The 12,202-nt window shown below is 42.8% G+C and carries 15 protein-coding genes, 1 pseudogene and 1 riboswitch; of the genes and pseudogenes, 9 read left to right on the top strand and 7 right to left on the bottom strand.

Features of this window, described 5'->3' with window-relative positions; genetic code table 11:
* The first annotated feature begins 38 nt into the window (after nt 1–38).
* The 3 genes from rplY to panD all read left to right on the top strand — a co-directional run bounded on the left by rplY (nt 39) and on the right by panD (nt 1,460).
* Nucleotides 39–335 (top strand): 50S ribosomal protein L25, encoded by a 297-nt coding sequence (gene rplY / locus RJ01_RS04280; RefSeq protein ID WP_004784841.1) that lies wholly within the window; start codon nt 39–41, stop codon nt 333–335.
* Between the two features lie 19 nt (nt 336–354).
* Nucleotides 355–936 carry an aminoacyl-tRNA hydrolase gene (gene pth / locus RJ01_RS04275; RefSeq protein WP_005236857.1) on the top strand — a complete coding sequence of 194 codons (582 nt, stop codon included), beginning with the start codon at nt 355–357 and terminating at the stop codon, nt 934–936.
* 143 nt (nt 937–1,079) lie between these two features.
* Nucleotides 1,080–1,460, top strand: coding sequence for an aspartate 1-decarboxylase (panD, locus tag RJ01_RS04270; protein WP_004784844.1), 381 nt, complete (start codon nt 1,080–1,082; stop codon nt 1,458–1,460).
* Between the two features lie 68 nt (nt 1,461–1,528).
* Here the strand turns inward: panD and RJ01_RS04265 are convergent, their stop codons facing one another.
* Together RJ01_RS04265 and RJ01_RS04260 are read right to left on the bottom strand one after the other, a co-directional pair.
* The gene (locus RJ01_RS04265) at nt 1,529–2,092 is read right to left on the bottom strand and encodes a GDYXXLXY domain-containing protein (protein WP_034170162.1); all 564 of its coding nucleotides are present in this window, start codon (nt 2,090–2,092) and stop codon (nt 1,529–1,531) included.
* Entirely contained in the window at nt 2,089–3,897 is a 1,809-nt protein-coding gene (locus tag RJ01_RS04260; RefSeq protein WP_034170161.1) for a DUF2157 domain-containing protein, read from the bottom strand. The genes RJ01_RS04265 and RJ01_RS04260 overlap by 4 nt, the downstream gene beginning before the upstream one ends.
* 171 nt (nt 3,898–4,068) lie before the next feature.
* Nucleotides 4,069–4,227: riboswitch (FMN riboswitch) on the top strand.
* 106 nt (nt 4,228–4,333) lie between these two features.
* Between RJ01_RS04260 and ribB the strand changes: the two genes are divergently transcribed.
* Nucleotides 4,334–4,993 (top strand): 3,4-dihydroxy-2-butanone-4-phosphate synthase, encoded by a 660-nt coding sequence (gene ribB / locus RJ01_RS04255; RefSeq protein WP_005236861.1) that lies wholly within the window; start codon nt 4,334–4,336, stop codon nt 4,991–4,993.
* A 57-nt stretch (nt 4,994–5,050) separates the two neighbouring features.
* On the opposite strand, the gene RJ01_RS04250 is transcribed toward ribB, so the two are convergent.
* Genes RJ01_RS04250 through RJ01_RS16715 form a run of 3 tightly spaced genes read right to left on the bottom strand, consistent with a single transcriptional unit; the run spans nt 5,051 to nt 6,327 of the window.
* Nucleotides 5,051–5,662 carry a LysE family translocator gene (locus RJ01_RS04250; protein ID WP_034170160.1) on the bottom strand — a complete coding sequence of 204 codons (612 nt, stop codon included), beginning with the start codon at nt 5,660–5,662 and terminating at the stop codon, nt 5,051–5,053.
* A gap of 44 nt (nt 5,663–5,706) precedes the next feature.
* A complete protein-coding gene (locus RJ01_RS04245; protein WP_034170159.1) occupies nt 5,707–6,195 on the bottom strand; it encodes a DUF1289 domain-containing protein in 489 nt (162 codons plus the stop codon).
* A gap of 3 nt (nt 6,196–6,198) precedes the next feature.
* Complete coding sequence (locus RJ01_RS16715; RefSeq protein WP_257218376.1) at nt 6,199–6,327, bottom strand: hypothetical protein; 129 nt, start codon at nt 6,325–6,327, stop codon at nt 6,199–6,201.
* A 56-nt stretch (nt 6,328–6,383) separates the two neighbouring features.
* On the opposite strand from RJ01_RS16715, the gene RJ01_RS04240 reads away from it, so the two are divergent.
* The 4 genes and pseudogenes from RJ01_RS04240 to RJ01_RS04225 all read left to right on the top strand — a co-directional run bounded on the left by RJ01_RS04240 (nt 6,384) and on the right by RJ01_RS04225 (nt 8,966).
* Nucleotides 6,384–7,316, top strand: coding sequence for a rhodanese-related sulfurtransferase (locus RJ01_RS04240; RefSeq protein ID WP_034170158.1), 933 nt, complete (start codon nt 6,384–6,386; stop codon nt 7,314–7,316).
* Between the two features lie 206 nt (nt 7,317–7,522).
* Entirely contained in the window at nt 7,523–7,801 is a 279-nt protein-coding gene (locus RJ01_RS04235; RefSeq protein ID WP_034170157.1) for a hypothetical protein, read from the top strand.
* Between the two features lie 88 nt (nt 7,802–7,889).
* Nucleotides 7,890–8,507 carry a DedA family protein gene (locus RJ01_RS04230; RefSeq protein WP_034170156.1) on the top strand — a complete coding sequence of 206 codons (618 nt, stop codon included), beginning with the start codon at nt 7,890–7,892 and terminating at the stop codon, nt 8,505–8,507.
* A 29-nt stretch (nt 8,508–8,536) separates the two neighbouring features.
* Nucleotides 8,537–8,966, top strand: a pseudogene (locus RJ01_RS04225) (ABZJ_00895 family protein).
* An 88-nt stretch (nt 8,967–9,054) separates the two neighbouring features.
* Here the strand turns inward: RJ01_RS04225 and RJ01_RS04220 are convergent.
* Together RJ01_RS04220 and RJ01_RS04215 are read right to left on the bottom strand one after the other, a co-directional pair.
* Entirely contained in the window at nt 9,055–9,579 is a 525-nt protein-coding gene (locus RJ01_RS04220) for a YecA family protein (RefSeq protein WP_034170155.1), read from the bottom strand.
* Nucleotides 9,580–9,650: 71 nt separating this feature from the next.
* Nucleotides 9,651–9,857, bottom strand: a complete 207-nt coding sequence (locus tag RJ01_RS04215) for a PA3496 family putative envelope integrity protein (protein ID WP_004784869.1) — start codon at nt 9,855–9,857, stop codon at nt 9,651–9,653.
* Nucleotides 9,858–10,230: 373 nt separating this feature from the next.
* Between RJ01_RS04215 and rpoD the strand changes: the two genes are divergently transcribed.
* Nucleotides 10,231–12,117: an RNA polymerase sigma factor RpoD gene (rpoD, locus tag RJ01_RS04210; RefSeq protein WP_005236873.1), complete on the top strand. Its 1,887-nt coding sequence runs from the start codon at nt 10,231–10,233 to the stop codon at nt 12,115–12,117.
* Nucleotides 12,118–12,202 lie beyond the last annotated feature (85 nt).

Here is a 12,202-nt window from a genome sequence, read left to right as displayed (position 1 = left end):
AGGTCCGGTTCATTTAAAACTTAAATAGGATGTCTATCATGGCAAACTTCGTATTAAACGCAGAAGCACGTGAAGTAGCACAACAAGGGAAAGGTTCGAGCCGCCGCCTTCGTCATGCTGCTAAAGTTCCAGCTATCATCTATGGTGGTGAAGCTGCTCCTGTAGCTGTTTCTCTTGAACTTCGTCAGCTTGTTAAATTCTTAGAAAGCAACTCATTCTTCGAAGAAGTAATCGAAATTGATGTAAACGGTAAAGTTGAAAGCGTTAAAATCCAAGCGTTACAACGTCACCCAGCTAAAAACACTCCAATGCACGCTGACTTCAAACGCGCATAAGTGTTAATGGTGTAGATTAGTGTCAAATATTTCACTGATTGTAGGTTTGGGCAACCCAGGTTCTGAGTATGCTCAAACCCGCCATAATGCAGGCTTCTGGTTTGTAGAACGCCTTGCAGATCAATATGGCATTAGCCTTAAAAAAGACCCTAAATTCAATGGATTCAGCGGTCGTGGCAATATCGAAGGTCAAGACGTCCGTCTCCTTCTACCTACAACATTCATGAACCTTTCCGGTAAAAGTGTTGTTCCTTTCGCCAAATTTTACAATATCGCACCCGAATCAATCCTGATTGCCCATGATGAACTGGATATGAATCCAGGCATTATTCGCCTGAAGACTGGCGGTGGTCATGGTGGACATAACGGTTTACGCGATATCGTGCCGCATATCGGTCCGAACTTTCATCGTCTACGCATTGGTATTGGTCACCCAGGTTCTAAAGACCGTGTTTCTGGTCATGTCCTGAGTAAAGCACCAAGCAGTGAACAAGAGTTAATGGACGATGCAATTGCCCATGCACTTGCCCGCGCCAAAATGCTGGTGAACGGTGAAGTACAACAGGCAATGAATCAAATCAATGCTTATAAACCGAACTAAACATTCATAAATTGCTGGACAATTCCGCTTGCCTTGCTGGCCATTTAGGCGCAAAATGCGCAAGCCTACCCACTTATCCAGTGTTGTAGAAATTGATTCAACCATAAGATCAAAGTCTTAGGTCAACTAAGGGGACGCTAGCCATGCTATCTCGTTTATTAAAATGCAAAATTCATCGCGCTTTTGTTACACATGCAGAATTACACTATGAAGGTTCATGTGCAATTGATGGCGTTTTGATGGATCTAGCTGGCATTCGTGAATACGAAGAAATTCATGTTTGGAACGTGACCAATGGTAAGCGTTTTACTACTTATGCCATTCGTGGTGAAGATAATTCAGGGATTATTTCTGTGAATGGTGGTGCTGCGCATCAAGCTGATGTTGGTGATATCGTGATTATCGCAACATTTGGTGATTTCACTGAAGCTGAAGCCAATGCTCATAAACCACGTCTGGTTTATGCAAATCCGGATAACACTGTGAATCACACTGCAAACTGTATTCCGGTACAAGTTGCCTAAGCTGGTTCGACAAGATTCTAAAAAGCTCGCTTCTTGCGGGCTTTTTTTATGGGCTGATTAAAATAAAACTAACTTCCCTGCCACCAGCTTTTTCGGTTCTCACAGTTTAAGGACTTAAGATTTTGATCTACCAGGTCGGCTAACAAAGCTTCTCCATTTTCTTTTAGCTTTAATTCAGCGAATTTGGCATCGCGATAACAAGGCTCAAGTCCTTCGGCAAACATAAAACTGTTGGCAGCCGGATATAAGCCTTCAAAGGTATTCCGCGGATTTTTCAGGATTAATTGTGCTGAGCGTGGCTGATCCAGCGTACTTCGATCAAAACTGGTTTTGACCACTCTTCTTTGCTCATCAAGCTGTACATAGCTTAGTACACGGGACTGGTTTTCAAAATCTTGAATACTGATTTTAGGTTCTGATTGTTCTGATCTATTCTCCGCTGCTAGTGCACTAAAATGCAGATCATAATTCAGCGCCATATAATCGCCTTGCAGAATTGATCGCGGATCTACTGGTGCCAGTTCTACATAAATACTTTGGCTATCTCGAAGATGCCATTCATGTTGCACCACCAATCCACAAAATAAGGCAATACTGAAAATAGCCAGATGCAAAGGAAGAAACTTTTTCATCTTGCCTCTCCTTGATCATGTTGCGGTTTTGATGACTGCTTCAACATATATACCAACAACAAGACCAGCATCCCAGAAGCAAAGATACTGATGCTTTTAAACAGGAAGCTTAAACCCAGATTGTAATACAGCATCCATAACCAGAAGATTAACAGCAAGATAGTTAAGGCCTGAATCAAGGACTGCTTATAAACAATGGCCCATGCCATAAGCAGCATAATGATAAAAATCTCAAAATAGCCCAACAGAATAAGTAAGATGCCAAATACAGGAATTAACCAAAGCCATTTTTCCCTAAATTGCTGCCAGTTTTGCCAAATTAAACTCAGTAGTAAGAAGCTCGGAAGAACATAAAACAGCAGAACGTGGTCAAAGCTAATCTGCCCGGCGCCCTGCCAGTGCTCTAATCCAGTCACAGATTGAACCGCGGCTGAACCTGTCAGCATAGCGATGATCCAGAGCAGAATACTTTTCTGATAAATTGAGGACTGCCAATATCTAGCGGTTAGGAATAGCCCGATAAAAATGACATAGTTCAAGCTTAGGGCAAGCGTGGTTACGATATCATCATGTTTAAAGGAGTTCTCTAATGCCAAAACGACAATTGCTAAAGCATGAGCTATCAAGAGCTGTAAGGTCAGAATGAACCAGTGCATCCGTTTGATCACAGTCATAGCCAGCATCATTAATTGCAACAGCCACACTATAAACAGACTATCGGTGAGCAGTTCTGTATGAATCAGCACAGCAGCCTGTCCACATACCCATAAGCAATAGGCAAACTGACGTAGAAACATGGAATTCTTTTGACTTAATAATTTCCAAGCGATACCAATAAAAACGAGACCTAAAACAATTGAAACCGCTTTCCAATAAGTCAGCAATAAGACTGCCAGAATAATCCCAGCAATCCAGGCACCGAGTGCCAAAGGAATGACGGAGAATTTGGTTTGAGGAAATATTTTCTTGAGCGCAAAACTGATCAGCGCAAACCAGCCAAAGATCAGCATTGCCAAGATAAATAAACCAGCTGCTGAATTGGTAAGCCGATCGTCCAACAGTTCAAACAGCCATAGGCTCACACTGGCAGCCAAGCCTGCAATCAATAAAATGGTTTCTAATGCCTGATGCTTACGATAAAAATAAAATGCAGCACCTGCTGGTAGAACAACTGAAGAAGCCAGATAGATCAGCTGAAAATGATGGGTAAACTGCATCATACTGCTGATCGAAATCATGATGATGAATGCAATAAACAGATATCGCAGCAACGGGTAATAACGTATGACAAAGGCAAAACTAATGGCTGTCAGTAGATTCAAATTCAGTAGATACAACCCTTCTGCCCGTATCATCCAGAAACTTTGTTTAAAGTAAAAATACAATGCCAGCTGAGTGACCACACAAAGCATGGCAAAAATACCGATATTGGATCGATATAGCCACGGCAAGAGTAATACAGCCCAGAGCAGAAATAACTGATAACTATCGGCACCAGTCTGATAGATCTGCCCAATCACAGCCAGACTTAAGCCCAGCATCAGGCCAGACAAGGTATCCAGACTCTGTCTGATCCATTCCCGCTGATTAAAGTAAATACTGGCTATTGCACTACAGACTAAAACCAGCATTGGAATTGCAAGTTGAACCTGATTCGGTAGCATCCACCAGTTCCCAGCCATTAAATACAGCAAACTGACTGCAATCAGCGCAACGCTCAAAATATTGAGATAACGCAAAACCTTTGCATCACAAAACAGCAAGGGAGAAAATGGATTATTATGGATCAGCTCGGTTTTCTTCATTGTCTGAATGATTGATCAATTTCTATTCTTAATAGCAACATAACATGTTTCCAGTTTTTTGCTAAAAGGCTGTAGTAATTCAGATAATCTGTTTTGCTTATCTGAAATTCTGCAAATTCGTGACTGGCCAAACTATACCATCTTTTAAAAACCAGGACTATAATGATCCCACATCGCTTCAGGGCGGGGTGAGATTCCCCACCGGTGGTAATTTCAGGGTAGTAAATCTTTCTATTTCTGAATCAGCCCACGAGCGGTCAATTTCAATTGATCTGCAGATCTGGTGTAAATCCAGAGCCGACGGTATAGTCCGGATGAAAGAAGACGAAAGCAGTACATCCTGTTTTATGCCTGGCATGAAACTGTTTTGCTATAAGCCTATTTTCACTATGTCCTGAAATGTTCAATCGTACTTTTACTTTACGTGAGCGTTTCAATGTCAAGTTTGATTCAACCCGAAATTTTCTTTTCCGCTTTAGCTCCCGCTGAACAGCGCATCCAACAAGCACTCGAAGACATCCGCCAAGGCAGACCTGTTCTGGTGATGGATGACTTTGACCGCGAGAATGAAGCCGACCTCATCGTTGCTGCAGAGACTTTGACTGTAGAAACCATGGCACGCATGATTCGCGATGGTTCCGGTATTGTCTGCCTGTGCCTGACTGATGAACTGGCCAATCATCTAGAACTGCCGCCAATGGTACAGGATAACTCTAGCCAGTTTAAAACTGCATTTACTGTAACGATTGAAGCTGCAGAAGGTGTGACGACTGGTGTATCTGCCAAAGACCGTACCACCACAATTAAAGCAGCCATTAAAGACGGTGCTGTCGCCAGTGATCTGAATCGTCCAGGTCATGTCTTCCCTTTACGTGCCCGTGAAGGTGGTGTGCTGACCCGTCGTGGTCATACCGAAGGTACGATTGATCTTGCACGTCTGGCGGGTTTAAAACCTGCCGGTGTTCTGTGTGAGCTGACCAACCCAGATGGCACGATGGCTTCTGGCATTCAGGTATTGTCTTATGCACAGACACATCAGCTGACCGTGATCACCATTGATGAACTGGTGCATTACCGCCAGCAGCACAATGTCTAAGGCGTAAAGATAAAAAATCCCGGCTTAAACCGGGATTTTTATTTTATATAAATATTTTTAGATGAGTACAGATAATATTCCATAGACTGCGACTACCAATAAAATCAAACCGCCCAAACCAAGCAAATAAGGATACAACCTGGATTTAGCAAAGCGTTGAAAGCCTAAATAAACTAATGATAGGGTCAAAAAATCCAGAACAATCCAGCTGATCGTTAGAATTACTAAACTGGAATCTAAGTTTGGAGTAATGCCGATAAACTGCGGGAAAAATGCAGCAAAGAAAATAATATCTTTGGGATTGGAGATCCCTACCAGAAAACCGGTTCGAAATCCTCCCTGTACTGGTTGCAAACCTTGTGAACTGGTTGGACCCTGCTCTTGCCAGACTTCCCGGAAAATCTGGATTCCTAGCCAGGCAATATATAAACAGCCAAGCAGCTTGATGCCATTCAGCCAGTTTTCATTAATGACTAATAAGCCTTTTAAGCTAAAAATAGATAAGGTGATCAATACCAGAGAAGCAAAATTCGTCCCGAAAATGGTCTGTAAAGCATGTTTATAGCCACCTTTCAGTCCAGTACTGGCAACTAGTAGCATAACAGGCCCAGGTGTGGCAATCATGATGACGACGGCCAGACAATAGAGAGCATATTCACTGATATTCACGCCATTTCCTCAGCTATCATGATTTTTTAATAAAAAAAGAGGACTTATTCGTCCTCTTCCTGCATCTGAATCAGGTGCTGGCTCATCCCATCCGCCCGTAAAAAGGCCAGGTCATAACTGGCTTTGGCGAGTGCCAGTACCCGATGCTCGAATTCATCCCAAAGCGGACGTACCTGTTTGTAATGAATGCCTAAACCGCTTTCATCAGTAAAATGACGGTTCTTTTCACAGAGTTTCAAGGCATGGTAAAGCTTACGGCCCTTAGTCGCATCTTCACGCAGACGCACCCGTTTAGACAGAACAAATGTTTCCACTTTGGCCAGATTTGCCATCGGCAGCATCGGGACCAAAATCTGATCTAGCTGTGCATCCAGCCGCTGCCAGACCGCAGTATGTTGATCTGCGTTATAACTATTCCAGTGAATCACTTCATGATTAAAACGGCGGCAACCACGACAGACCGCATCACCAAATACGGTTGAGCAACGCCCTGCGCAAGGGGTCAAAGATGCAATACGACGATCCGAACTCAAAACTTACTCCAACTGTGCTGCAACTTCCAGCATCTGCATCATTGCATCAAAATCCTGGGTCGGCATGACTATACACGCTCTCCCTATCGATTTGAAGTCCGTTAAAACCCGGCCTTTTACTCGCTTATTCATCCAAATCACGTTAAAATATGAGCCTTTCAAATTATCATGCTACGTTGGAGTATTCCATGAACGCTACTGTAGAACAGCTTGCACCTGTAGAACAGCAAGCGACGACTGGTTGGGTTGTTGCCGCACTTTATCAATTCAAAGAAGTTCAAGACCCTGAAGGTCTGCAACAACGTCTTTTAGACTTGGTAAAAACCATCAACCTTTGCGGTACTCTAATTGTGGCAGGTGAAGGCATTAACGGGACTGTTGCGGGTAACCGTGAAGCCATCGATAAAGTACACCAGTTCCTGCTGGATGAAGGCTTCAACGAAATGGAATATAAAGAGTCGCATAGCTCTGACAAACCATTCCGTAAAATGAAGATCAAGCTGAAAAAAGAAATCGTGACTTTAGGTGTTCCGGTTAAACCACGTGATCTGGTTGGCCATTATCTTGATCCTAAAGAATGGAATGAGCTGATTGCACGTGATGATGTGATTCTGGTGGATACTCGTAATGATTACGAATATAAAGCCGGTACCTTCAAAGGCGCAATCGATCCGAAAACTGAAACTTTTCGTGAATTCCCTGAATACGTGAAAAAGAATCTGGAACAGCACAAGGACAAGAAAATTGCCATGTTCTGTACCGGTGGTATTCGCTGTGAAAAATCAACTTCTTTATTGCTTCAGGAAGGCTTTAAAGAGGTGTATCACCTGAAAGGCGGTATTCTGAAATACTTGGAAGAAACCCCAGCTGAAAAAAGTCTGTGGGAAGGTGAATGTTTCGTATTTGATGGCCGTACTGCGGTGACTCATGGTGTGGAAGAAGGTCAAAATACCAAATGTCATGCGTGTGGCTGGCCATTAACACCTAAAGAAGCAGCGCTGCCAAGTTATGAACACGGCGTATCTTGTGTGTACTGCATCGATAAAACTACCGAGAAACAAAAAGAAGGTTTCCGTATGCGTCAATCGCAAATTCTGGCTGCAAAACGTAAACGTCTCTAACTCCAGTTTTGTAACCAAAAATATCTAAGTCCTCTTCGGAGGGCTTTTTATTTACATAAGCATTACATCTGCAATAAAAAACTTACCAATCCCTTACCAAGAACAGCATATTTTTACAGCCAAGCTTGATAGTCTTTATATCACATTACTTTGTTACCATAAGTCTTTCATTATTAATTAATTTTTTAAATGAAAAGGAAAACAAAATGGCCAATTCACTTGCTCGGGATCCAGATAATATTGTTAGATTCCAACCTAAAGAAAATACAAAACTGGAACGTATTACCCAAATGACAGATGAGCTGGAAGCAGAATCACATCTGTTTATTGTGATCTTGGGAACTATCATTGGTGCCATTCTTGCCCTGTTTATCGGCTACCATATTGAGGCTACAGCAGCACATTATTTACTGCTCAGTGCTCTGCCAGTTTGCCTGGCTTACAGCTTACGTAAAGTTTACATTTATACCTTAACCCATAGTTAATCCGCACTTGGCCATTTATATAACTTAACTTTACCCTCTTAAAAATACTGCTTAGGATACAAGCAGTATTCTTTATTTTGCCAATTTTATGAATCTGACTGAATGGATTATTTCTGTCATGGAACAGCTGGGCTACTGGGGCATTGCCCTGCTCATGTTTCTTGACAATGTCTTTCCCCCGATCCCCTCTGAAATTATTATGCCTTCTGCCGGCTACTCCGCTTCTCAGGGAGAATTACTGCTGGTTGGAGTCATTATTGCAGGCAGTATCGGTTCGTTATTGGCAGCGGCATTGCTCTATTGGATTGGCTACAAATTTAACCACGACAGTATTTTCAGATTCATAGACCGATATGGAAAATTCTTGTTTATCAAATCTGAAGACGTGAAAAAATCTCTGGAATGGTTCGAGCAGTATGGACACCGGATTGTATTCTTTGGCCGGATGGTTCCGGCAGTACGTTCCCTCATCAGTATCCCGGCCGGCATGAGCCATATGCCTTTCTGGAAATTCATGTTCTATAGTGGACTAGGTACTGTTATCTGGACCACGTTCCTGGCCTATGTCGGTTTTTATTTTGGTGAAAATCAGGAATTGATGCACAAAATCTTCAGTCAGGTCAGTTATGTGATTATTGCAATTGTCGTGATCATCGTGGGCTGGGTTTTATACCGTAGACATCAACGTAAAAATCGCCCATCCTGAAGAGACCCCAGCATAAGGAGGCTAAAACGATGTCGCATTATCTTAAATATTCTGCCACCGTTTATCTGACTCTGGTCTTAATAGTCGGCATACTCATCTATGTATTCAATCTGGGCGCCATTCTGCTGATTCCTGCCCTGATTGCCTCCGCCTTTCTAAGCGCCCGATACTTTGTGAAAAAAAGAACTCCGACTATCCACCCAGGAAGAGAAAAGCAGACTGGTCTGGGGTTCCACGATTATTGCCATGACCTTTGGATTTATCTTTTTGTTTATAGTGATCTGGCTGCATCCACAGACGGAGGAAATCTATAGAAGGATGGCTTATACAGGACGCGGGCCAAATTCGTTTCTGGTGACTGCAAGTATTGCCTTACATGCCTTGCTGTTCCATATCGCCTATAATGGCTATGCGCGTTATAGCTTGAGCAAGCGTACGGGTGCCGATCATAAACCTTAGACTAGGTAATTAACCAATCCAAACGTTGTACAAAACACCTGAGCTAAAAAAAAGCACCTGACGGTGCTTTTTCATGGCGGGGCATGACTTATTCTGGTGTGTGGTACATCAGATATAATTCATTCAAGTTTTCTGGAATCTCTTCTGCAAGCTCATCCATTAACTGACCATTGCGACGGAAAGATTCCATTTGCGGATCTTCTTCATCGATGCCACTGAATACCATAATTGGCAGCGTTAAATCGACCAACTGTTCTTCAAATTCTTCTGTAAACCAGGCTTCTTCGTTCAGGAACATGGCATCTACAAAGCCCACACTCCAGTCACCTAGACTTGATTCGGTATCTGCTTCTTCAATTTCAAATGGGAAAGTGATCCCTTCTTCATTGGCCAAGCTTTGACGGATTGACTCTAACCATGCTTTAACCTGACTGATGATTTCTGCAGGCACTTTTTTCTGGTTGCCTTCAAAAAGTTCATCCATCCATTTGTCAAATTGCGGGCCTACTGCGATAGCACATAAGAAACCATGAGTTGCCGCAAAATCCAGACCATACTCATTTTGGTCGCCATCCAGATATTCACTCAACAGGTCTAAATCTAAAGCACTCATTTAACATCCAAACTTAGAAAACCGAAAGGATTAGCATAGCATTTATTCAGGCTATGCTAAATCTGAATTCGTTAATCTTCGTCGTCAAAGTCGTCATCATCGTCGAAGTCATAATCAAAATCTTTGAGTTCGCGTTCTAGGCGGCGTTGCGAGAGCAGATCATCAATTAAACGACGTTTTTCCAACGACTCTTTCGCACTTAGCTTACTCGATGCCTCATCGAAATTAACATCATCATCACCGTAGCTATCATCTAGTTCAAAATCTGTCGAAGACACTAAAACTACCTCGTAGTGAAAAATGTAAATGGGTCTAGGCGCTATTTATCTTGCCTTTAAAAACTTGTCAAGTTTTATTTATATATTTTGTATGTTTATACTAGTTAGGTCTTGTTTTTCTACAGCATAATTGTGTATTTATTAGCTGGTTAGATTGTGAACGCTTTTTATCCCATGGATGAGGGACGTTTCTAAAATTAGATTGGGAAATACACTTGAAAAGATAAACTTAGACCCAATATCGATATTCAATTGTTATTCAAACATATTTATAAAATCATGCTTGACTGATCAATTCCAAAACTATTTCAGGTGAATTGTGCTATCATGCACGGTTTTTCACTGCCACAGATTCAACGAAGAGTAAGCAAAGATGAGCGATATGACTTCCCCTACTTCTCAAGTAGCGGCTCTGATTAGCCGAGGCAAAGAACAAGGTTACTTAACCTTCGCTGAGGTTAACGATCATCTCCCGGACTCCATCACAGAAAGCGAACAGATTGAAGACATCATTCAAATGCTGAATGATGTGGGTATTCCTGTCCATGATCGTGCGCCTGAATCTGATGATGCAATGTTCGAGGATACTGCAGAAGCTGCTGATGAAGTTGCAGAAGAAGAAGCTGCGGCTGTACTTGCATCTGTAGAAAACGAACCAGGTCGTACGACTGACCCTGTACGTATGTACATGCGTGAAATGGGTACCGTTGAACTTTTAACGCGTGAAGGCGAAATTAGCATTGCAAAACGCATTGAAGAAGGTATCCGAGACGTTCTTCACTCTATTGCTTACTGGCCGAATGCTGTAGAAGTTGTACTACAAGAATACAAAGATTATGAAGCTGGCGAACGTCGCCTTGCTGACATTCTGTCAGGTTATTTAGACCCTGAATCAGATGAAGAAATTCCAGAAGTCCTGGAAGAAGTCGCTGAAATCGAAGAGGACGAAGAAGCAACGACCAAGTCAACCAAAGATGTAAAACTGGATGATGACGAGGAAGATGAAGAGTCTGATAGCGATGACGATTCTGAAGGTGACTCAGGCCCAGATCCAGAAATTGCCAAAGTTCGTTTTGCCGAACTTTCAGATGCCTGGAAAAATACCAAAGCGATACTGGAAAAACACGGCCGTAACAGCAAAGAAGCAGAAGAAGCACTTCAAGCGCTTGCAACTGTGTTCATGATGTTCAAGTTCACCCCGCGTTTGTTCGATATCATTTCTGAAATGATTCGTGGTACACATGACCAGATCCGTGGTGCAGAACGTGAAGTGATGCGTTATGCCGTCCGTCGTGGCCGTATGGACCGTACCCAGTTCCGTACTACTTTCCCGGGTCAGGAATCGAATCCAGCCTGGTTAGATGAGCAAATTGCGAAAGCGACTGCTGATCAGAAAGCTTATCTGGAAAAAGTACGTCCTGACGTATTGGCCTTCCAGCAAAAAATCGCAGATATCGAAAAAGACCTTGATCTTAAAGTTCGTGACATCAAAGACATTGCCAAACGTATGGCAGTAGGTGAAGCGAAAGCACGTCGTGCCAAGAAAGAAATGGTTGAAGCAAACTTGCGTCTGGTAATTTCGATTGCGAAGAAATATACCAACCGTGGCTTGCAGTTCCTGGATCTGATTCAGGAAGGTAACATCGGTCTGATGAAAGCGGTAGACAAATTTGAATACCGTCGTGGTTACAAGTTCTCGACTTATGCCACTTGGTGGATTCGTCAGGCGATTACCCGTTCAATTGCGGATCAGGCACGTACCATTCGTATTCCAGTGCACATGATTGAAACGATTAACAAGATCAACCGTGTATCTCGTCAATTGCTTCAGGAAATGGGCCGTGAACCGACACCGGAAGAACTGGGCGAACGTCTGGAAATGGACGAAGTGAAGGTTCGTAAAGTACTGAAAATCGCTAAAGAACCGATTTCGATGGAAACACCAATCGGTGATGATGAAGATTCGCATTTGGGTGACTTCATTGAAGACAGCAACATCACCTCTCCTGTTGATGCTGCTACTTCAGAAGGCCTGAAAGAAGCGACTCGCGAAGTACTGGAAAACCTGACTGAACGTGAAGCGAAAGTCCTGAAAATGCGTTTCGGTATCGACATGCCAACGGATCATACTTTGGAAGAAGTCGGTAAACAGTTCGATGTAACCCGCGAACGTATCCGTCAGATCGAAGCGAAAGCTCTACGTAAGTTACGTCACCCTTCCCGTTCTGAACATCTGCGTTCATTCCTGGAAAATGACTAAGATTTAATACAATTTTGGAGACTTGAAATTTCATCTCTCGTCTCCATTTTGTATTGCAATACACCCAAACGCCTGCGCTATGCAG

This window comes from Acinetobacter sp. YZS-X1-1, assembly GCF_000804305.1.
GTDB classification, from domain to species: domain Bacteria; phylum Pseudomonadota; class Gammaproteobacteria; order Pseudomonadales; family Moraxellaceae; genus Acinetobacter; species Acinetobacter variabilis.
Note: the sequence above shows the minus strand (reverse complement) of the source record. Positions and strands in the feature narration are given on the sequence as shown.

Bases quoted from the DNA above. Each gene is read 5' to 3' on its own strand.
- RJ01_RS04220 (WP_034170155.1), bottom strand. From the start codon at position 9,579: ATGAGTGCTTTAGATTTAGACCTGTTGAGTGAATATCTGGATGGCGAC.
- RJ01_RS04235 (WP_034170157.1), top strand. From the start codon at position 7,523: ATGGCCAATTCACTTGCTCGGGATCCAGATAATATTGTTAGATTCCAA.
- RJ01_RS04240 (WP_034170158.1), top strand. From the start codon at position 6,384: ATGAACGCTACTGTAGAACAGCTTGCACCTGTAGAACAGCAAGCGACG.
- rplY (WP_004784841.1), top strand. From the start codon at position 39: ATGGCAAACTTCGTATTAAACGCAGAAGCACGTGAAGTAGCACAACAA.
- panD (WP_004784844.1), top strand. From the start codon at position 1,080: ATGCTATCTCGTTTATTAAAATGCAAAATTCATCGCGCTTTTGTTACA.
- RJ01_RS04260 (WP_034170161.1), bottom strand. From the start codon at position 3,897: ATGAAGAAAACCGAGCTGATCCATAATAATCCATTTTCTCCCTTGCTG.
- rpoD (WP_005236873.1), top strand. From the start codon at position 10,231: ATGAGCGATATGACTTCCCCTACTTCTCAAGTAGCGGCTCTGATTAGC.
- ribB (WP_005236861.1), top strand. From the start codon at position 4,334: ATGTCAAGTTTGATTCAACCCGAAATTTTCTTTTCCGCTTTAGCTCCC.
- RJ01_RS04265 (WP_034170162.1), bottom strand. From the start codon at position 2,092: ATGAAAAAGTTTCTTCCTTTGCATCTGGCTATTTTCAGTATTGCCTTA.
- RJ01_RS16715 (WP_257218376.1), bottom strand. From the start codon at position 6,327: ATGAATAAGCGAGTAAAAGGCCGGGTTTTAACGGACTTCAAATCGATA.
- RJ01_RS04230 (WP_034170156.1), top strand. From the start codon at position 7,890: ATGAATCTGACTGAATGGATTATTTCTGTCATGGAACAGCTGGGCTAC.